At 39.8% G+C, this 20868-nt stretch carries 14 protein-coding genes and 1 riboswitch; of the genes, 8 read left to right on the top strand and 6 right to left on the bottom strand.

Going from position 1 to position 20868, the window contains the following annotated elements:
• Positions 1-3: 3 nt before the first annotated feature.
• Complete coding sequence (locus tag MMG00_RS09365) at positions 4-2433, bottom strand: uroporphyrinogen-III synthase (protein ID WP_242147674.1); 2430 nt, start codon at positions 2431-2433, stop codon at positions 4-6.
• Positions 2426-3349, bottom strand: coding sequence for a hydroxymethylbilane synthase (hemC, locus tag MMG00_RS09360; RefSeq protein WP_242147672.1), 924 nt, complete (start codon positions 3347-3349; stop codon positions 2426-2428). Before hemC ends, MMG00_RS09365 begins: the two co-directional genes overlap by 8 nt.
• A 229-nt stretch (positions 3350-3578) precedes the next feature.
• Here hemC and cmk point away from each other — a divergent pair, with 229 nt between their 5' ends.
• From cmk to metG, 6 genes are all read left to right on the top strand, one after another.
• Positions 3579-4253, top strand: coding sequence for a (d)CMP kinase (gene cmk / locus MMG00_RS09355; RefSeq protein WP_242147670.1), 675 nt, complete (start codon positions 3579-3581; stop codon positions 4251-4253).
• A 239-nt stretch (positions 4254-4492) separates the two neighbouring features.
• A complete protein-coding gene (gene rpsA, locus MMG00_RS09350; protein WP_242147668.1) occupies positions 4493-6163 on the top strand; it encodes a 30S ribosomal protein S1 in 1671 nt (556 codons plus the stop codon).
• A gap of 230 nt (positions 6164-6393) precedes the next feature.
• Positions 6394-6699 (top strand): integration host factor subunit beta, encoded by a 306-nt coding sequence (locus MMG00_RS09345; RefSeq protein WP_242147666.1) that lies wholly within the window; start codon positions 6394-6396, stop codon positions 6697-6699.
• 422 nt (positions 6700-7121) lie between these two features.
• Positions 7122-7841, top strand: coding sequence for a 2-C-methyl-D-erythritol 4-phosphate cytidylyltransferase (gene ispD, locus MMG00_RS09340; RefSeq protein ID WP_242147664.1), 720 nt, complete (start codon positions 7122-7124; stop codon positions 7839-7841).
• Positions 7832-8305, top strand: a complete 474-nt coding sequence (gene ispF, locus MMG00_RS09335; RefSeq protein ID WP_242147662.1) for a 2-C-methyl-D-erythritol 2,4-cyclodiphosphate synthase — start codon at positions 7832-7834, stop codon at positions 8303-8305. The genes ispD and ispF overlap by 10 nt, the downstream gene beginning before the upstream one ends.
• A 118-nt stretch (positions 8306-8423) precedes the next feature.
• A complete protein-coding gene (gene metG / locus MMG00_RS09330) occupies positions 8424-10535 on the top strand; it encodes a methionine--tRNA ligase (RefSeq protein WP_242147660.1) in 2112 nt (703 codons plus the stop codon).
• Positions 10536-10804: 269 nt separating this feature from the next.
• On the opposite strand, the gene mgtE is transcribed toward metG, so the two are convergent.
• A complete protein-coding gene (gene mgtE, locus MMG00_RS09325; RefSeq protein WP_242147658.1) occupies positions 10805-11806 on the bottom strand; it encodes a magnesium transporter in 1002 nt (333 codons plus the stop codon).
• A gap of 227 nt (positions 11807-12033) precedes the next feature.
• Positions 12034-12198, bottom strand: a riboswitch (M-box (ykoK) riboswitch).
• A gap of 395 nt (positions 12199-12593) precedes the next feature.
• On the opposite strand from mgtE, the gene MMG00_RS09320 reads away from it, so the two are divergent.
• On the top strand, positions 12594-14174 hold the full coding sequence (locus MMG00_RS09320; RefSeq protein WP_242147657.1) for an AbgT family transporter: 1581 nt from the start codon (positions 12594-12596) through the stop codon (positions 14172-14174).
• Positions 14175-14249: 75 nt separating this feature from the next.
• The gene (gene pepT, locus MMG00_RS09315) at positions 14250-15485 is read left to right on the top strand and encodes a peptidase T (RefSeq protein WP_270049291.1); all 1236 of its coding nucleotides are present in this window, start codon (positions 14250-14252) and stop codon (positions 15483-15485) included.
• A gap of 351 nt (positions 15486-15836) precedes the next feature.
• Here the strand turns inward: pepT and lplT (MMG00_RS09310) are convergent, their stop codons facing one another.
• From lplT (MMG00_RS09310) to aas, 3 genes are all read right to left on the bottom strand, one after another.
• Positions 15837-17066, bottom strand: coding sequence for a lysophospholipid transporter LplT (gene lplT / locus MMG00_RS09310; protein WP_242147655.1), 1230 nt, complete (start codon positions 17064-17066; stop codon positions 15837-15839).
• Positions 17067-17243: 177 nt separating this feature from the next.
• Complete coding sequence (gene lplT / locus MMG00_RS09305; protein ID WP_242147653.1) at positions 17244-18464, bottom strand: lysophospholipid transporter LplT; 1221 nt, start codon at positions 18462-18464, stop codon at positions 17244-17246.
• A gap of 160 nt (positions 18465-18624) precedes the next feature.
• Positions 18625-20757: a bifunctional acyl-ACP--phospholipid O-acyltransferase/long-chain-fatty-acid--ACP ligase gene (aas, locus tag MMG00_RS09300; RefSeq protein WP_242147651.1), complete on the bottom strand. Its 2133-nt coding sequence runs from the start codon at positions 20755-20757 to the stop codon at positions 18625-18627.
• Between the last annotated feature and the right edge of the window lie 111 nt (positions 20758-20868).

The following is a 20868-nucleotide window of genomic DNA, read 5'->3' as shown; positions in this document are numbered from 1 at the left end:
GATTTACGCTCCTTTGTATGCTCGAAGGGTTGCTTCGAAATCTGTGAAGGTTCGTTCAATATTGGGTGGGGTTACTTGTAATGGTGCATCTAATAGCCACTGAATTTGCTGAATAGCTTCACGCACATCCGCATTATCTTCATCGTAATAGGTCTTAATCCAGTTTTGAACGGTTTTAAGGCTTTTTTCAAAAATCGCATATTGATCTTGTAACATCGCCACTTTTGCTGCCGAAAGCTCTAGCTGAATATTTTGTCCTAAGAAGAAACGATCATCTTTTGCCATGAGTTCAGGCACTTCAGTGCGTTTATTTTCAATAACGATGAGATGTTTTAAGGAGCTTGTGAGTTTTTCACTCCAACTCTCTCCTTCAGGCGTGCCTTGATTGAAGATCTCATTTTTAAGATTCAATAGTGCACTATCATCTTTTAAGGGCGCTTGTTGAATAAGCGCTGCGATTTTATCAAGACGATTAGAGACTGTTATAAGATCGACTGATTTTAAAGATTGAAGTGCTTCAATATTTTCAGCAAGTAATCGTTTGGTTTCAGAAAAATTAATGCTATTAATTTGATTTAAACGATCAAGCGCAGAAGAGAGAAGGCTACCGGCAATTTGGTAATCTTTATCAAATTGAACTTTTTGAATAGCAACTTTTAACAAGTAATCGACTTCTGTGGTGCGAAGCATCTCAAGATCAGTAATGTTTTTAATGGTGCTAATAAGCTCTTTTGCTTCATTTAACACGACAGATTGTGCAAGTTCTTGCTCTGCTAGTTTTTTGTCAAAGTTATTGGCAATAGTCATCGCTTGGTTGCTAACCGTTGCAATCTTATCGATGCTATCACTTTTCTCAATGAGCGATTGTTGCGTCTTTTTCAGGCTATCAATTTGAGTTTGCAGACTTTTCGCAGAATCAGCGAGCGCTTGATTCAGTGATTCATGTTTTTGGGCAACAAGAGAGACTTGATCTTGAAGTGAACCTTTTTCAGTTTCAGTCGTCTTTTTTGTGGTTTCTTGAAGCGTTTTTAAGTTCGCTTCAAGTGCAGAGATTTCTGATTTTAAAGCATTAATCGTTGCTTTGTCGCTCTCAACGGTTTGTGTCATTGTGGTAAAGCGAGCTTCTTGTTCAATGACCCCTTTATAATAAGCAAAACCACCTAAGCCGATACCGCCAAGTGCAATGAGAAGGGCGAGATAGGTTAAGGATTGTCCTTGTTTTTTGGGAGCGAGGGCTGTTGATTCTTTCGCTTCGACTTTTTCCTCTTCAACTTTACTTGCGGTCTTTTCTGGCTGATTAGCGCTCTTTTGTTCAGGTTCCACCGCTTCTTTTTCAAAGGCTTGTGAGTTTAGCGTATCGCTAGCGCTCCCATTGAGGGATTTATCGTCATTTTCTTCTAAAGCTTGCGCATCGTTGTTATGACGATTATTTTTTCTTTTAGCGCGGCGATTTTTATTATTTGCTTCCCTAGATTGGCGCTTATTTAAATCGTGATTGTCAGCTTTTGCATTATCAGTAGCCTGATCCGCTGAGTCATCAATATTTTTGTCATCTAGCGTGACGTCATTGTTGTTTTGCTCTTTACTCATAGAGAGCTCCTTATTATTATCGGATATGATCGTTAAAGGGGCGTCGGGTATGACTGCCTGAGAGGAAAATTCTGTTTCAATTGCTTGCCAAAGATCGTTTTCAAGTGCCGATCTTGCAACAATAACATTGTCGAATCCTTCTGATTCGACAATATTTTTTAATCTTTCACTGCCTACAAAGATACCATCAATTAAAGGTCTTAAACCACTCTTATCAATAGTAGGTAAAAGATTAAGGAATGCTTCTTGGCTAGAGATTATGAGATAAAGCCTATGATTTGCTGATTCTTTTTTAAAGTTTAATATCTGTGAAACATCAAGATCAGAAGGGGCTTCTCGGCGATAAACATCGCAATAGAGACCTTTGCCCCCTAATTCATTAATTGCATTATCAAGGAGCCTTCTCCCGCCTTCACCACTAACAATTAAGACCGATTGATCTTGCATTCCATGGGCTTTTAGGGTTTGAACTAAAGCTTCAGAGGTATAAGGTTTTGGCGCCGTTAAAATCTTTTTACCATTGAGATACGGTTTTAAGGCATTTTCTGTACCAGAGCCAATGGCTATGAAGGCTTTAATTTTATCAAAACCAAGTTGCAGACGTTTGCCAAACTTCACAGAGTTGGGGCTTGTAAAAAGGCAATAATCGTATTGATCGATTTGCTGCAATGTATCGATGGCTTTTTTTTGGTCTTTTGTTGGAACGATTAAGATCCCTGGAAGATCAAAAGCTTGATAACCTCGATTTTGTAGGCGATTAATAAAGCTTTGTGACTGTCCTTTCGGACGAGTCACAATAATGCCAATCTCTTGAAGTGAAGAAGTCTGATCTTGTTTAGCCATAAATCTTTTCGAGGATCTCTTTTGCGCCGCGTGATAGTAAATTGTCTGCAAGTTCAATGCCAAGCTTTTCAGCATCTTCAGGTTTGCCGTGAACTTCATGGAAGATAATTGTTCCATTATCAAGATCGCCCACTAGCCCACGAAGACGTAAGCCCTCTGCAGAAAGCTGTGCAAATCCTGCAATCGGTGCTTGGCAGCCACCATTAAGTTTTGCGTTAAATGCCCGCTCTGCGGTGACGCAGATAGAGGTTTCTCTATCATTAAGTGCTTCAATGGCTTTTCGCACCTCTTCATTTGCAGTGACACACTCAATGCCGATCGCCCCTTGCCCAACTGCCGGAAGAGAGACCTCATCACTTAAGTATTCTGTAATTTTATCTTCAAAGCCCAAGCGAATGAGTCCCGCCGCAGCTAGGATAATGGCATCATATTCCCCATTTTCAAGCTTTTGCAAACGGGTATTTACATTACCGCGAAGATCTTTTAATTGAAGGTCTGGGCGAATAGCTAAAAGTTGTGCTCGGCGTCTTAATGAGCAAGAGCCGACAATAGCGCCTTGTGGTAAATCTGCTAAAGATTTGTAGGTTTTAGAAATTAACGCATCACGTGGATCTTCACGCTTTAAGATGACCGGCACGCTAAAGCCCTCAGGAAGCTGTGAAGACATTGGGACATCTTTCATGGAATGAACAGCAATATCAGCACGACCTTCAAGCATAGCGACTTCAAGTTCTTTAATAAAAAGACCTTTTCCCCCAATTTTACTAAGAGGAGATGAGAGCATTTGATCGCCTTTTGTGGTCATCCCTAGAAGCTCTACATCCATTTCTGGGAAATGTTTAAGAAGCTCTGCTTTAACATGGTTTGCTTGCCAAAGTGCTAATGGACTTTCACGAGTTGCGATAGTTAATTTCATTGATTTATCCTGTTATCTATTTTTAATTCTGCTGTTTTACTATTGGCAATAGCCTCTAAATTATCAATAATTCTTCAATAGCCAATAATAGTTTAATCAAAATACCCACTATTTATATAATAATTTGGGTGAAACTTACAGGATTAGCGTAGCATAAAGTGATCTCCGTAGTGCTTTTAAAGGATTAAAAGCCTTTGAGAAAGAGGATGCTCCATATATAGGAAACAAAATGCAAAATATTATTACAGTAGATGGCCCAAGTGGTGTAGGTAAAGGAACGCTCTCTTTAGAGCTGGCTAAAAAGCTTCAGTGGCACTTTTTAGATTCAGGTGCGATCTATCGTGCTGTTGCGGTTTACGCATTAAAAAAAGAGATTGATCTAGAAGATGAGATGCAAGTTGCGGCATTAGCGAAAACATTGCCATTAACCTTTAAAGTTACGAGTAATCAGTTAGCGATCTATTTAGCAGATGAAGAGGTGACAAAACTAATTCGCGCTGAAACAACAGGAAATGCCGCATCAATTGTGGCTAAGCATCCATTGGTCAGAGAAAATCTTCTGCAAAGACAACGCGATTTTGCGCAAATGCCGGGGTTAATCGCAGATGGTCGTGATATGGGAACGGTTGTATTTCCAAAGGCGCCATTAAAACTCTTTTTAACAGCAAGTGCGAAAGTACGTGCAGAAAGACGATATAAGCAGTTGTTAGATAGTGGTATTTGCGTTAATATAGAGCAAATTTTATCCGAAGTGGAGGCAAGAGATGAGCGAGATCGTTCACGTTCTGCTTCTCCTTTGATTCCAGCTGAAGATGCGTTAATCATTGATACATCAGAGCTTGGGGTAGAAGATGTATTGCAAAAAGCATGGGAAGCGGTTATTAAAACCTTTCCTAAACGGTAATTAATCTATATTTAAATAGATAAAAGCAGCGTATATCTGATAAAATAGAAAGAATTTATTGGTCTCACGAAGATCGGTTTCAAAGTCGCTTTAAGATTTTAAGGCGGATGAGGAGTCGTCTTTGTGAATTTTTTATTTACTTTAAACAAGTCGTAGGCGGGAGATTAAGGGAAGACTCAATGCTTTAATTGAGATAACTTTAATCATTAATCCAAAGATGTCTATGCATTTTTAATTATATGTCATTAAGTTTTGCAGAATTATTTGAGCAATCAATTGCCGAAGAACAAGCGCGTGAAATCGGTGGAATTATCAAAGCAACGGTTGTTAAAATCGAAAACGGTTTTGTAATCGTAGATGCGGGTCTTAAAAGTGAAGGCCGTATCCCAGCTGAACAATTCCAAGATTTAAATGGTGAGTTAGAAGTTCAAGTTGGCGATAAAGTTGACGTTGTACTTGAATCACTTGAAGATGGTTTCGGTGAAACTCGTCTTTCACGTGAAAAAGCGAAACGTGCAGAAGTTTGGGCGTTCCTTGAGAAAAAACTTGAAAATGATGAAATCATCAAAGGTATTATCTCAGGTCGTGTTAAAGGTGGATTCACTGTTGATATCGGTACAGAACGTGCGTTCTTACCAGGTTCATTAGTTGATGTTCGTCCTGTTCGTGATATCGCTTACCTTGAAGGTAAAGAGCTTGAGCTTAAAGTGATCAAACTTGATCAAAAGCGCAACAACATCGTTGTTTCACGTCGCGCGGTACTTGAAGAAGAGTATTCTGCAGAGCGTGAAGAACTCCTCAAAACACTTGAGGAAGGCGATGTAGTTAAAGGGATCGTTAAGAACCTTACAGACTACGGTGCGTTTATTGACCTTGGTGGTATCGACGGTTTACTTCATATCACAGATATGGCGTGGAAACGTGTTCGTCACCCATCTGAGATCGTAGAGATCAACCAAGAGATCGAAGTTAAACTTCTCAAGTTCGACAAAGAGCGTAACCGTGTTTCACTTGGTCTTAAACAACTTGGTGAAGATCCATGGAAAGATATCGCAATGCGCTTCCCAGCAGGCCTCCAAACTAAAGGTAAAGTTACTAACATTACTGATTATGGTTGCTTCGTTGAGATTGAGCCAGGTATCGAAGGTCTTGTTCACGTTTCAGAAATGGATTGGACGAACAAAAACGTTAACCCTTCAAAAGTTGTTACAGCTGGTGAAGAAGTTGGTGTTGTGGTTCTCGATATCGATGAAGAGCGTCGTCGTATCTCACTCGGTATGAAACAGTGTATGCCTAACCCATGGTCTGAGTTTGAAGTTAAATTCAACAAGAACGACAAAATCAAAGGTACTATCAAATCAATCACTGATTTCGGTATCTTCATTGGTCTTGAAGGCGGAATTGATGGTCTTGTTCACCTTTCTGATATCTCATGGAGCGTTCCTGGTGAAGAAGCAATCCGTGATTTCAGCCGTGGTGATGAGATTGAAGCAATGGTACTTGCAGTTGATGCTGAGCGTGAGCGTATCTCACTTGGTATTAAACAACTTGACCAAGACCCATTCTCTTCATTCTTAGCAGAACACGAGAAAGGTTCACTTGTGAAAGGTCTTATTACTGAAGTTGATGCTAAATATGCAGTTGTTGACTTAGGTAATGGTGTTGAAGGTAACCTTCGTGCAGCAGAGATCTCTTCTGAGCGTGTAGAAGATGTTCGTAACATCTATAACGTTGGTGATGAGCTTGAAGCACGTTTCATGAGCGTTGATCGCCGTAACCGTTCAATCGTTCTTTCTGTGAAAGCGGTTGACGAAGTTAGCCCACAAGATATTGCTGATTACGCAAATAATGAAGCACAAGTTGCAACAACATTTGGTGATCTCTTAAAAGAGCAAATGAAACAACAATAATTCATTTTTGTAAAAAAATGTTTTTGTAAAGAAACCGTGAGAAGCGTTATTCTCACGGTTTTTTGTCATAAAGGCTTTGATTTTAAACTGAAAAATCGAAAAATAATAGGCGTTAGATCTTGCTTAATGAGTTAATAGATTGTATTATTTATCAAATATATACATATATTTACCAAAACTGATGAAAATCAGTTGCAAATTTTAAGTCTATATTTTAAGGAGAAAATATCGTGACTAGATCGGAGTTAGTTCAAAGACTCAGTGCTAAATACCCTCATTGTTCATCAACAGAGATTGAAAAGAGTGTGAAGAAAATTTTAGAGCATATTACAGATACTCTAGGGGAAGGTGGCCGAATCGAAATCCGTGGCTTTGGTAGTTTTTCTGTGCGCTATCGTGAGCCAAAAATCGGTCGCAATCCAAAAACTGGGGATGCAGTAAAATTAAGCGGAAAATATACGACACATTTTAAACCAGGAAAATTACTTCGTGAAAGAGTAGATGAGAGCCGCGAAGGTCATCCTCTTCCAGTATAATTTCTAGTTGTTGCTAATAGCTAATATTTTTTATTTTATACATTCATTATTACAAGAGCATTTTCATCAAGGGAATGCTCTTTTTTTATAATAGTTTCAGGTAGAATGGATATTGATAATCGAGTTATTATAGTCGTATAGTCGGCTAGGTTTAAGAAATGCTGCTTTAAAAGTCAAAACCGTACGGCGTGAATCAAATTCGTTTGTACGATGCCGGAATAGAACGATTCTTGCGCTTTTCATAATCGATGCGCCGGCAATATGATTCGGTCACTTTTAAACCGATTTTACTATAACTTGCAGGATGCTAGATATAGCGATTCTTGAGCCTCTCATAACTATATGCCGGCAATTTTATTTCAGTGATTTTTTAACCGTTGTCACCATACTTTACGGATTGAATGAGTAGCAAAAGCACAAATATGATAAAAAAAGAGATCTATTTTATAATTCCAGCCGCAGGTATTGGCACGAGAATGGCGGTTGAGAAGCCTAAGCAGTATCTAGAGATCAACGGTCAGACAATTTTAACCCACACGCTGAAATTGTTAATATCTGTGCCTGAAATTAGAGGCGGCGTTGTTGTGTTATCAAAAGAGGATAAGACGCCTTTAGCCATTGAAAATGATCATCTCTGGGTAACCATTGGGGGAGAAACACGTACAGATTCTGTTTTTGCGGGGTTAAAGTTTTTATCACAAAAACTGACATCTTTGGGGAAAGATCTTTCCAGTATCTGGATTGCGGTGCATGATGCCGCCCGTCCTGGTTTAACATCTTTAGAGATGTCTCATTTTTTTCAATCTGTTTTGAAAGATCAGCCAGAGGGCGGTGCGATTATGGCGCTTCCAGCACAAGATACTATTAAGCTTGTAGAAGGGGCTTGTATCACAAAGACATTAAATCGAGATCAGATTTGGCTTGCACAAACACCCCAGATGGCGCCGTTAGAGATGTTGCTCTCATCAACAGAGAAAATCATGATGGATGGTGCAAATGTCACAGATGAGGCTTCGGTTTTAGAGTATAATGGCTACTTCCCAAAAGTTTACCGAGGATATCATCACAATTTTAAGATCACCTACCCAGAAGATCTTAAGTTGATGAGCCTCTATTTTAGTGAGAGAGAGAAATGCGAATAGGATTTGGCTTTGATGTCCATACCTTTAAAGAAGGTGATCACTTAATGCTTGGCGGTGTAAAGATTCCTTTTCACAAAGCTTTTAAAGCCCATTCTGATGGTGATGTAGTACTTCATGCATTAACGGATGCTATTTTAGGGGCTGTAAAATTAGGCGATATCGGGACTTTATTCCCCGATACAGATCCGGCCTATAAAGATGCCGATAGCCGTAAACTATTAGTACAGGCTTATCAGTTAGTATTAGATCGCGGATATGAGATTGGGAATATTGATATTACGATCATGGCAGAAAGACCCAAAATTTTGCCACATCGACAAGCGATAGAGCGTATTATTGCCGGCGATCTGATGATTAGCGAAAATGATATTAATGTAAAAGCGACCACAATGGAAAAGCTTGGCTTTGTTGGTCGTGAAGAAGGAATTGCAGCCCAAGTTGCGGTTCTTCTTAAACCGCAGTAAGCTTAAATATTAGCCTTAACAATTTAGGGTATTAAAAGGTGCTGTGATAGCACAAAATGTAACAAGTAAGGGTTTATGAACCCTCATTCATCTAATTGAAGATAGGACTTAGTAGAGTATGCAACAACAGAGAGATATTTTTGTCACAAACGCACTGCCATTTGCCAATGGCGATATTCATCTTGGGCATCTTTTAGGTTATGCTCAAGCAGATATTTGGGTGCGTTTCCAACGAATGCTTGGGAATAATGTCTACTATATTTGTGCAGATGATACTCATGGAACGCCTATCATGCTTAAAGCTGATCAATTAGGCATTACGCCAGAGGAGTTGATTGCTAAAGCTCACGCTGCGCACTTACAAGATTTTGATCGTTTCCATATCGATTTTGATAACTACTACACAACGCACTCAAAAGAGAATCAGCAGTTGGTAGAAGAGATCTATCTAACACTTCAAGCAAATGGTTTAATTGAAACTAAAACAATTGAGCAGTTTTATGATGAAGAGCGCAAAATGTTCCTGCCCGATCGTTTTATCAAAGGGGAATGCCCAAAATGTCATGCGAAAGATCAATATGGGGATAACTGTGAATCATGTGGCGCAACTTATCGCCCAACCGAGTTAATTAATCCTTTCTCAGCAGTGACAGGGAAAACGCCTGTAATGCGTCCTTCTGAGCATTTCTTCTTTAAATTATCAGATCCACGTTGTGTGGAATTCCTTCGTGAGTTCTTAGAAGATAAAGCGCGCCTTCAACCAGAAGCGGCTAATAAAATGCGCGAATGGATTGGTGAGGAAGGGGATTGCAAGCTTTCTGATTGGGATATCTCTCGTGATGCGCCTTATTTTGGTTTTCCAATTCCTAATGCGGAGAATAAATATTTCTATGTTTGGTTAGATGCGCCGATCGGTTATTTTGCATCTTTTAAAAACTACTGTGACAAAACAGGTGGTATTGATTTCGAAAGCTTTATTAAGAAAGAGAAAGCAACTGCTGCCAACACTGAAATGGTGCATTTTATCGGGAAAGATATCATGTATTTCCATACGCTTTTCTGGCCGGCAATGCTCAACTTCTCAGGTCACCGTGTGCCATCGCAATACGCAATCAATGGTTTCTTAACGGTTGATGGCGCTAAAATGAGTAAATCTCGCGGGACCTTTATTACGGCAGATTCTTATATCTCTCAAAATCTTGATCCTGAGTGGTTGCGTTACTACTTTGCGGCAAAATCTAATGGGGCTATTGATGACTTTGATTTAAATCTTGATGATTTTGTCAATCGTGTCAATGCCGATCTTGTTGGTAAATATGTCAATATTGCGTCACGCACGAGCCGTTTTATTGCCAAAGAGTTTGATAATGAACTCGGGGATATCGCAGCAGAAACCAAAGCTTTAATCGCCTCTATTATTGATCGTAAAGCTGCGGTGAAAGCAGGTTATGAGAAGCGTAATTTTGCGGCAGCACTACGTGAGATTTCCGCAGCGTGTGATGATGTGAATGAGCATTTTGACCAGATGAAGCCTTGGGAGATTGCAAAAGATGAATCAAAACGTCAATTACTCCAAGATCTTTGCACAGGCTATTTAGAATGCTTTAGATTGCTCTCCCTCTATTTAAAACCCGTGTTACCAATTGTTGCCGGTAAAGTAGAGAGCTTTTTAAATGTTGAGCCATTATCATTTGCGGCATTAACAGCAAGTTTAGAAAAAGGCCATAAAATTGGGAGCTATGAGCATCTGATGACTCGTTTAAATCGTAAGGATTTAGATAAGCTTATTGAAGCAAATAAAGAGGCGTTAGCGGCGGTTCGTAATGATGCGGCAGATAATCAAAAATCAGATAACGTTAAAAAAGAGGTAAAGGCAGAGAGTAAAGAAGCAGATGCCGGCGATTACATCTCGATTGATGATTTTGGTAAGATCGATCTTCGTTTAGGAAAAGTTTTATCCTGTGACTTTATTGAAGGGGCAGATAAGCTCTTAACATTCCAGATTGATTTAGGGGAAGAAAAACCACGCACGATCTTTTCAGGCATTCGTAAATTCTACGAAGACCCAGCGGCGCTTATCGGCACTTATGTGATTGTGGTTGCAAACCTTGCACCTCGTAAAATGCGTTTTGGCGTGAGTGAGGGGATGATTCTTTCAGCCTCTACAAAAGATCAATTAACGCTCTTAACAACATTAGGTGAATTAGCGCCAGGGGCGAAAATTTCGTAAGCGATTAAGTCATTAAGCGATTCGAAAGAGCATTTTAAGCATAGGAAAAGCTAGTCTCAAGTAAGACTAGCTTTTTTGTTCGCCATTTCATGTTATACCGCATCGTTTGGAGACTAAAAAGGACATGGAGGATCAATCAGCTAGGTTCTATGTCTTTTCGAAATATGGATGGTTGCATAATAGGAAACGGTGAACGGGCAGAACGCAATAATAATGAGGATCATGATCTCTTTCTGATTTATTCTTGGTGAGATCATGATCTTTTTTGATTAAAGCGTAATGAAAGCACTCGCAATCCCAAAGTAGATAAAGACACCGACGATATCGCAAATGGATGTGATGAGCGGTCCACTTGCTGTTGCTGGGTCCATTTTGAGTTTGCTAAAGATAAAAGGTAATGAAAGCCCGATGAGACTACCGATCATTACTACGAAAACCATTGTTAAGGCAACAATAAAGGCAATCTCCATGCCACCGCGATACATTCCCACAAGGGAAACAGCAAGCGCCATAGTAAAACCAAGGAGCGCGGAAACAAGCGTTTCTTTACTGATCATCTTAAACCAGTCTCTCATTCTCACCTCACCAAGCGCCATGGCTCGAATCACAAGGGTAGCAGACTGTGCACCAGCGTTACCGCCACTATCGACCAGTAATGGTAAGAAAAAGACAAGCGCTACATTGCTTTCGATAAGATCTTCATAAGTTGCAATTCCAGCGCCGGAGAAGACATTCATAAAGACAAGTACCACAAGCCAAGCAATACGTTTGCGGTAAAGAAGCCCAATGGTGGCCGTTAAGATATTTTGATTCTCTAACTCATCACTTTTGATAGATGCCATGCGGTAAATATCTTCCGTCCCCTCTTGCTCCATCACATCTAAAATCTGATCGATATGAATAACGCCAAGAAGATGCCCAGATTCAGCAACTACAGGAATCGTGACAAGTTCTGTTTGTTGGAATAATTGGGCAACCTCTTCTTGGTCAATGGAAGTGGTGACTTGCTTGAGCTTTGTTTTCATCACCTTAGAGATTGCCTCATCGCCCTTTGCTGAGAGAAGCTCTCTAATAGCAACAACGCCTACTAAAATCTTATTTTCATCAAGAATATAGACATAATGAATATCTTCTCTTTGATAGAGATTTTGACGAAGGTAGTGGATCGCTTCATCCACAGTTTGATGCATATCGAGGGTGATAAAGTCATTGGTCATGAGCGACCCTGCTGTTTCTAATCCAAACTTCATATTGCGGTCTTGAATTACCATTTTTTGCTTAACTCCGTATCTTTTATTTGCATAAAACGACAGTAATTTGATTGCTGTCTTCGATATATTTTGTTAAGCGCGGCAGTGCGCGGCAGCCGACGCTGGTATCCACTCTAAAGAGCTTATAGATGATCAGTCTATTTTAAGATCAAAAAAAACACCCAACCACAAAAGTGTGAGGAGGGTGTTTTTTGCAAACGCGCACAAAAACGTACACGATCACGTTGATCTCTCCTCTTTCGTAAAGTTTTAGCACTATATGGCATGGGGATGATCCCGGCTACATTAGATACCGCCTTAGCTCGACAGTTTCTGCTGACCCGTTGGTGTCTCTCGACGTTTCTGGGCAGTAGCTTATCTCCATATAGGAGCCTCACCTAACGAGGATAGTTAGCAATCATTGCTAACCCAAAATAATTTGTTGAGCGCATTGTTACGTAAAAATTTTCAATTGGCAAATATTTTTGGCTGTAAATTTTTTTTATATTATAAAAATTCTCATTTCAGCCACGTCTTTTTAAGGAGAATTAGTCGCTGATAAAAGTGTTTGAAAGGGGATTTTTGCGGGGGAAATATCAAAGTTTGATAGAAAATATATACAATCAATATTTTTTATAAATATTACTATTTAATTGTTTTATCAGTATTTTTCGATAGTTTAGAGATCTGTTACAGATGTTGCTTATTGATTTCTCAAGGTGTGAGAAACCATTTTGCAAAAGCTCATTTCTATATTATTGTCATGAGCTCTGTGTTTAAAAATTGTCACAATAATAAGGATTGTTTTATGGCAACTGATGCTGCACCTATTAAGAAAAAAGGTTTCTTAAACGCCGTAGAGCGTTTCGGAAATACGATGCCAAGCGTCACAATGCTCTTTATTTATGCATTAGTGATCTGTTGGATCCTCTCATTTTTACTCTCATTTATTGATTTTGATTATTACTTGCCTTCCCATGTGGAAGGGCAAGCACCGCAAAAGATTGAGGTCTTAAATCTTTTTACTTACGATCGGATCGTCACTTTTATTATCTCTACGGTGAAAAACTTTATGAGTTTCCCACCACTTGGCATTACGATTGTGGCAACACTTGGTATCGGCATTGCGGAAAAAAGCGGCTTTATTAATACGTCACTTAAGAAATTATTAAGTTTTATTTCTCCTCGCTTTTTAACACCAACAGTGGCATTTGTTGCGGTTGTCGCGCATATCGTGTCAGATTCTGCCTACGTTGTCTTAATGCCGGTTGCGGCTCTGATGTTCTATGCTAAAGGTCGCCATCCTCTTGCCGGGATTTCTACGGCATTTGCAGGTTTAGCTGGAGGCTTTAGTGCCAGTTTCTTACCCTCAAAAATTGATCCGATTATGCAAAGCTTTACACAAGATGCGGCGCGGATTGTGAACCCTACCTACGATGTTAACGTTTTAGCGAACTACTTTTTAAGCTTTGGTAGCACCTTTGGGGTGATTCTCATGTGCTGGTTTATTACGGAGAAAGTGGTAGAACCTTGGCTTAATAAAAACTGCCCATTAGATAGCCAGATTTCATCACAAGAGACAAAAGAGCTTTCAGAAGTCACTGCGCTTGATAAAAAAGGCTTTAGATGGGCAGGTTTATCTATTGTGGCGATGATTGTCTTAATTACGGTTCTTTTAATCCCTGAGAGCTCACCTCTACGTGCGCCAGATGGCAGCATGACAAGCTCAGATGCCGGCATTATGCAGATGATTGTTCCGTTAATTTTTATCTTCTTTGCCGTTCCCGGCATTATTTTTGGGTTTATGACAAAGTCATTTACATCCAGTAATGATGTGGTAAAAGCGATGGAAGATATTATTAAGTCTTTGATTCCTTTTATTGTATTTGCCTTTTTTGCTGCACAATTTTTGTATTCCTTTAATGTCTCTAATATCGGTAAACTGATCGCGCTTGCCGGTGCGGATATGTTAACCACAATGAAGTTCCCTGCAGAATTAACGATCTTCCTTGTGATTGCTTTGGTGGGCGTTGTGAATATTTTAATTACCTCAGCGACTTCTAAATGGGCGATTATGGCGCCGGTATTGGTGCCGATGCTGATGGCAGTTGGTATCTCTCCTGAATTAACACAAGCGGCATTTAGAATCAGTGATTCAGCGGTGAACGTCGCAACACCGATGTTCCCATTTTATCCGCTGATTATCATGTACTGCGCAAGATATTATACTAAAGCAGGCGTAGGGACACTTTGCTCAATGATGATCCCTTATACCGCAGGGCTCTTTATCGTGTTAACGCTCACGCTATATGCATTTTGGTGGCTGAATATTCCATTAGGATTTGAAAGTACTTACACTATTCCTGTAATAGGTGCTGGCGCGCCTTAATGGAAAATAGCGATTTCAGTCATCGATAGATCAACATAGAAAGGGAGAAAACTCCCCTTCTCAAAGGAGATTTTTATGTCATTAGGACAAACATTAACAGAACGCTTTTTTAGATATTTAGCAATAGAGAGCCAAAGCTGCGCTTCAGGAACAACGGTTCCTTCTACGCCAAGCCAGTGGAATATGGTGAAAGCCTTAGCAAAAGAGTTAGAAAGCTATGGTTTAGAAGAAGTTCATATTGATGAACATGGTGTTTTAACGGCATTTCGTAGAGGGACAATTAAAAATGTGCCAACGATTGGTTTTATTACACATGTAGATACGGTTGATGTGGGACTTTCTCCTAATATTAAGCCGCAAGTTCTACGTTATGAAGGAGAAGATCTTTGCTTAAATAGTGAAGAAGATATCTGGTTTAAACGTCATGAGCACCCAGAAGCAGAGCGTTACATTGGTGAAGAGATTATCTTTAGTGATGGCACTAGTGTGTTAGGCGCTGATAATAAAGCGGCTGTTACTTGCGTGATGGAGCTTGTAAAGCAGCTTGCTGATAGTAATGCAAATTGTGGCGATCTTTATGTGGCATTTGTGCCAGATGAAGAGATTGGTCTTCGCGGCGCTAAAGTGATGGACTTAGATCGTTTTAAAGTAGATTTTGCTTACACGATTGATTGCTGCGAAGAGGGGGAAGTGGTTTATGAAACCTTTAACGCTGGATCTGTCAAAATTAAGATTGAAGGGGTGACCGCACATCCGATGTCAGCAAAGGGTGTCTTAGTGAATCCTCTTCGTATTGCCCATGATTTAATGGGCTGCTTTGATCGTCTTGATACGCCAGAGCATACAGAAGGCCGTGATGGCTATTTCTGGGTAACGGCAATTAATGGCACGCCTAATGATGCAATCATGAATATCAATATTCGTGATTTTGATAAAAAGAGCTATGAAGCGCGCAAGGCTTTTGTCCATGAAGCAGTAGCGATGATTGCCGCACGTCATCCACGAGCGAAAATCGAGTGTGAAATCACCGATGTCTATAGCAATATTATCGATTCAATGGGGGAAGATAAAACCGCATTAGATCTTCTTTTTGCATCATTTAAGGCGTTAGCCATTGAGCCAAATGTGATTCCAATGCGTGGTGGAACAGATGGTTCAGCGCTCTCAACTAGAGGGATTTTCACTCCTAACTATTTTACAGGGGCTTTAAACTTCCATTCTCGTTTTGAGTTTTTACCGATCTCAGCTTTTGAAAAGAGCTTTAATGTAACGAAAAAGATTGTGGAGCTTGTAAGCCAACATCAAAAGTAAGAAAGATAGTGACATAGGATTAAGAAAGGCTTTTGATTTATAGTCGATTCGGTTTAAGAAACACTATTTTAAAAGTATTAAGGATGTAGAGTCTGTATCCAACTAACTTGCACGTTGCCGGATAGAACGATTCTTGTGCTTCTCATAATCGATGTGCCGGCAATCTGACTCAGTCTCTTTTAAACCGAAGATGTCCTATTTATAAGTTTTCACTACTTATCAAAAGTAATCCCCAATTGTTGTGGATAAGTTTTGTGATAAGAAATGTGTAACATGGGAAAAGTGTAAAGAGCCTGCTAAAATGCAGGCTCTTCTATTTGTGGCTATTAATTAGCCATTATGGGAACTTTGTTATTTTATGAATAGCTTTTGAGTATGGATATAGACAAATAGTGTAAGGATTAAAATAAAGAATAATCCCGCAAAGATCGTCATGAGATACGTAATATGAATGCTAGTAAAGGCAGATAGAGCTCCAAAAATAATGATAACAAGCGCTATAAAGCAGTGTTCAAAGAGGTATTGAATAGCAATCGCAGTGCCTGTATTTTTAAATTTGTTGCCACGTTCTTGAAGCAAAGCATTGAGTGGGACAAGAAAAATTCCGCCAAAAATTCCTATAAACAGTAGGGGAATATAAGCAAAACAGAGATTGTCTTGGATGATAAAAAGAATAATGGAAATACTCATGCCAATTCCTGCCCATAAACTGAGCTGAATATTCCTTTGGGTGATGGTTATTGCAGCAAGCACAGAGCCAAGAATAATGCCAATACCCACAATGAGAGTGAGTTGAGAAACTTTTTCAATGCCTTCGCCTAAAACTTCCCTAACCCAATCGTTGATTAATAATTTTAAAACAATCATCGCTCCCCAAAAAAGACTCGTGCCAAAAATAGCAAAGCGAGCTTTTTTATCTGTTAATAGCCGGCGTAAAACAATCGTGAATTTTTTTAAAATTATTCCCAAGTTCAATTTATCTTGATGTTTTGGGGGGATTTTAGGAATGAAAAGATTAAAGATAAGCGCAATTAAGAATGATGCAAAAGCGAGAGTAATGGCATAGAAAACATTAATTTCGGCAACGATACCGCCTATTGCAGATCCTAGTAAAATAGCAATGATGGTTGCAGCTTCAATAAGACCATTGGCTTTAATGAGCAGTTTATTTGAGACAAGTTCGCTAAGTATTCCAAATTTAGCGGGAGAATACACTGAGGCACCAAGACCGACAATGGCATAGCAGATAAAAGGGTTTACGCCTGCAAATAAAAGAGCTAGACCGATTATTTTAATGCTATTACCTATAAACAGCACATATCCCTTTGAGAGGTTATCTGCAAGATGACCTACAAGCGGGGCAAGGAAAATATAAAAAAGCACATAGGTTCCTTGAAGAATATATGTCGCTTCTTTGCCAAAGTTCTCTCGATGGATAATCTCCATGAATGCAAAAAAGAGAACATTAACCGCAAATGCGGAGAAGAACTGCGCCTTTAGAACCGTCGTAATGCCCCGATTAAATAGCTTCTTGTTGGTTTTGGTGACAGGAATAGGGGATTTAGGAACGTTTTTATTCATATTGAAATATTTCCTATAAGTCCTTTTATAGGGAAGTTATATTCTTTTAAATATACTCAACAATATAGCGCAATTTTTACTCAGGGATCTCAAATAACTCCATAAAGAAGGAATGGGAAATACCCTAATATGATTAATATCATAGGCTCATGACTTATAATTCTCTATCATTCAATGTTAGGCAAAGACATTTCGAATACGGATATGGATAAAAAGGGCTAACACTAAGAGGGAGAATAATCCGGCGAAAATCGCCATGAGATAACCGATATGAATAGTGGTGAGTGCTGATAATCCGCCAAAGATTAGTAGCGCAATCATCATAAAGCTATTTTCAAAGAGGTTTTGAATGGCAATTGCTGTTCCTGTACTTTTAAGTTTTCCGCCACGCTCTTGTAGTAGTGCGTTAAGGGGGATTAAGAAGATTCCTCCACAGACGCCTACACAAAGAAGGGCAGTATAAGCAAGGTAGAGGTTCTCTTGGGTAAGAAAGAGAATAACGGAAATGCTCATCCCAATACCCGCCCAAAGGCTGAGCTTAATATTTTTTTGAGTGATCGTTATTGCCGCAATGGCGGATCCTAAAATTACTCCAACACCCACGATAAGGCTAAGTTCTGAAACTTTTTCAGTCCCTTCACCTAAGACATCACGTACCCAATCATTAAGCAGCAGTTTTAATACCGCAACGCCGCACCAAAAGAGGCTCGTTCCTAAAATGGCAAAGCGTGCCTTTTTATCCATTAATAGACGGCGAAGGACGATTATAAATTTCTTGGAGATCATCCCAAGTTTAAATCCATCTTTGCGCTTTGGGCTAAGTTTGGGAATAAAGAGGTTGAAGATTAAAGCCAAGAAGAAGGCGCTAAAAGCTAATAAAATGGCATAAGTCACATTACTTTCGGCAAGAATCCCCCCAAGTGCGGAGCCTAATAAAATAGCGACGATTGTTGAGCCTTCGATTAAGCCATTGGCCTTGATAAGGAGATTATTAGAGACAAGTTCACTTAAAATACCAAATTTTGCCGGTGAGTAAACAGCCGCCCCAAGTCCGACAATGGCATAACAGACAAAAGGATTAATGCCGGCAAAAAGAAGCGAGATCCCAATAATTTTAATCCCATTCCCGATGAGCAATACTTGCCCTTTTGAGAGGTTGTCAGCAACATGGCCGACAAAGGGGGCTAAGAGAATATAAAAAAGGGCAAAAGTTCCCTGAAGAATATAGGTTCCCTCTTTCCCAAAGCTTCCTTGGCTGATGATCTCCATCAGCGCAAAAAAGAGCGCATTATCTGCAAATGCAGAGAAGAATTGTGCATTTAGCACTGTCAGGATGCCACGATTAAAGAGTTTTTCTTTAGTTTTGATGTTAGGTAGCGCTGAGGGTTTGGCATTCATAATGAAGCTCCTAGAGTCCTTTTAATCTTCTTACCATTTAATAATCTTGGCATTGATCTTAAAAGGTGATGCAATAAGATAGCGTAATATATCAAGGAGAGGGCTAAGAGGTATTGATATTACAATTATTACTCCTTATTAGCCCCTCTATTAGTTTGGTTTAAGAAGCATCGCTGCCGCTTGCCATTTCGGTTAATTCTCGATAATTAATTTTTCCTGATCCTAAGCGAGGAAGTTCTCTGATATAGCGAACATCTCGGCTAATAGCGAGTTCTGGAATGCCTAAAGAGCGAGCCGTTTGTGTTAAGGTGCGGCGATCAGTCTCCTTGCAAGTGGTATAAACCACAATAGCCTCCCCTTTATTCTGATCTTCACGAGTCACTGCTGCATGTTGAAAGTCAGGGTAAGATTCACGAAAGACTCTTTCAGCTGTTTCAAGTGCAACCATCTCGCCGGCTATTTTTGCAAAGCGTTTTGCGCGTCCTTCAATTGAGAGAAACCCCTCTTCATCAATGGCCACAATATCGCCAGTATCGTACCATCCACCATTCTCTTCAATCTCCTTGTTGTCTAAAATGCCAGGATTATCGTAAAGAAGGTATCCTTTCATGAGATTACCACCGCGAATCATTAAGCGGCCACCTTTATCGATGCCTTCTACCGGCATTAGCTTAGATTCAATTCCTGGTAATAATTTCCCTAAGGTATTTTCTTTATAATCCATAGGAACATTGATAGAGATGACAGGTGCGCATTCTGTAGCGCCATAACCTTCTAGGATTCTAATGCCAAATTTTTCCTGCCATGTTTGCTTAACAGTATCACTGAGTTTTTCAGCACCGGCAACAACATAACGAAGAGTGGAGAAATCAACAGGATTAGCGTAACGGGCGTAGTTTTGTAAAAAGGTTGAAGTCCCAAAGAATACGGTTGCTTGTAATTCATAGATCATCTCAGGAATCACACGATAGTGTAGCGGTGATGGGTAAAAGAATGCTTTAGCTCCTGATAAAATCGCTGTAAACATTCCTGCTGTTAAACCAAATGCGTGAAATAGGGGAAGTGCAACCATAAAGCGATCTTTTTTTGTAAAGTCCGCCACCGTATGGAGCTGCTCAACATTTGTTAAGATTGAAGCATTCGTGTGCACAACACCTTTAGGTTTTCCTTCGGAGCCTGAAGTGAAGAGGATAATTGCCTCATCTTGAGCTTCCACTTTAGGAAGATGCTTCATAGGGTTACGGCGGGCCATTAATACCCAGAGTTTATCGGTAAGCGAGATTTGAGGTCTTAGATCCTCTAAATAGATCCAACGTATTTGTGGGAAGCTTTCAGGAAAATGGGTGAGTTTTCCCTCTTTTAGGAAGCGTTTTGAGGTAATGATTGTTTGGATGTTTGCTGCAACGATCGCCGCATCCATCCCTTCAATGCCGGCACTATAGTTTAAAAGGGCGCTGGTGCGGTTAATGGCGTTAAGGGCTAAAAGGGTAATGGCCGAAACGTTCGTATTAGGGAGTAACAGACCAACCCGCTCTCTCTCTTTAGTGTGACGAGTAAAAACACGAGAAAGGGCAAGGGAGCTTTCAATGAGTTTTTGGTAGCTCAGCGGTTTTCGAGTAATATCTTCAATACATTCTGTCTCTTTACCAAATTCACGGCGAGCATTGACGATGCTCTCAAACAAAGAGGTGGGCTGAAAGACTTCAAGACGAGTATTCATAAGACATTCCTGAGTAAATTTTGCGAGATAATGGCGAGAGTTTGGCGTGGAGTTTTTTTCGGGTAGATCAATGTAGACCGGTGCTTGCATGATGATGCGGATGCTTGAGAAAAGACGCTGTTTTACAATCCCTTTTAATCGGCTAAAGTGTGTTTGATCCGCTCCTTCAATAAAGACTGGAATTAGGGGGCGGTTTGTTTTATGGGCAATAAATGCAGCGCCTTCATAGAACTTCATAAAGCTGCCAGTTAAGGTAATTCTTCCTTCAGGGAAGATGACGATGCTTTGACCCGTTTGTGCTTTTTGTAAAATGGTTTTCATCGCCATAGGGTGAAGAGGATCCACGGTAACATGGGGTACAAAGCGTAGAAAGAATTTAAAGTACCATCTTGCGGCAATTTGTCTATCAATTACAAAAAGCGGTTGCTGAGGCAGATAAAGTCCTAGTAATACACCATCTAAAAAAGATTGGTGATTACAGACAATAATGCCTTGTTGATCTTGGCTTTTTGCATCAATTTCTACTTCAATTTTGTAGAAGAAGTTGAGTAGGGTACGTAAAAACCATTTCATGGCGCTGCTCCTATAAAGATGCCTTACTGTTTGAAGGCTTTATCATTACGATTTTTTTGATTCGGGAATCAATTAATTTTAATAAATTCTGTAAGTAAACGTTAGTTAACT

Source organism: Ignatzschineria rhizosphaerae (assembly GCF_022655595.1).
GTDB lineage: Bacteria > Pseudomonadota > Gammaproteobacteria > Cardiobacteriales > Wohlfahrtiimonadaceae > Ignatzschineria > Ignatzschineria rhizosphaerae.
This window is presented reverse-complemented; position numbering and strand designations above follow the sequence as displayed.

What these genes read in the sequence shown, in the direction of transcription:
- ispF (WP_242147662.1), top strand. Translation starts at nt 7,832, where the DNA reads ATGCGAATAGGATTTGGCTTTGATGTCCATACCTTTAAAGAAGGTGAT.
- ispD (WP_242147664.1), top strand. Translation starts at nt 7,122, where the DNA reads ATGATAAAAAAAGAGATCTATTTTATAATTCCAGCCGCAGGTATTGGC.
- lplT (WP_242147655.1), bottom strand. Translation starts at nt 17,066, where the DNA reads ATGAATAAAAACGTTCCTAAATCCCCTATTCCTGTCACCAAAACCAAC.
- mgtE (WP_242147658.1), bottom strand. Translation starts at nt 11,806, where the DNA reads ATGGTAATTCAAGACCGCAATATGAAGTTTGGATTAGAAACAGCAGGG.
- hemC (WP_242147672.1), bottom strand. Translation starts at nt 3,349, where the DNA reads ATGAAATTAACTATCGCAACTCGTGAAAGTCCATTAGCACTTTGGCAA.
- cmk (WP_242147670.1), top strand. Translation starts at nt 3,579, where the DNA reads ATGCAAAATATTATTACAGTAGATGGCCCAAGTGGTGTAGGTAAAGGA.
- lplT (WP_242147653.1), bottom strand. Translation starts at nt 18,464, where the DNA reads ATGAATGCCAAACCCTCAGCGCTACCTAACATCAAAACTAAAGAAAAA.
- MMG00_RS09320 (WP_242147657.1), top strand. Translation starts at nt 12,594, where the DNA reads ATGGCAACTGATGCTGCACCTATTAAGAAAAAAGGTTTCTTAAACGCC.
- metG (WP_242147660.1), top strand. Translation starts at nt 8,424, where the DNA reads ATGCAACAACAGAGAGATATTTTTGTCACAAACGCACTGCCATTTGCC.
- MMG00_RS09365 (WP_242147674.1), bottom strand. Translation starts at nt 2,433, where the DNA reads ATGGCTAAACAAGATCAGACTTCTTCACTTCAAGAGATTGGCATTATT.
- aas (WP_242147651.1), bottom strand. Translation starts at nt 20,757, where the DNA reads ATGAAATGGTTTTTACGTACCCTACTCAACTTCTTCTACAAAATTGAA.
- pepT (WP_270049291.1), top strand. Translation starts at nt 14,250, where the DNA reads ATGTCATTAGGACAAACATTAACAGAACGCTTTTTTAGATATTTAGCA.
- rpsA (WP_242147668.1), top strand. Translation starts at nt 4,493, where the DNA reads ATGTCATTAAGTTTTGCAGAATTATTTGAGCAATCAATTGCCGAAGAA.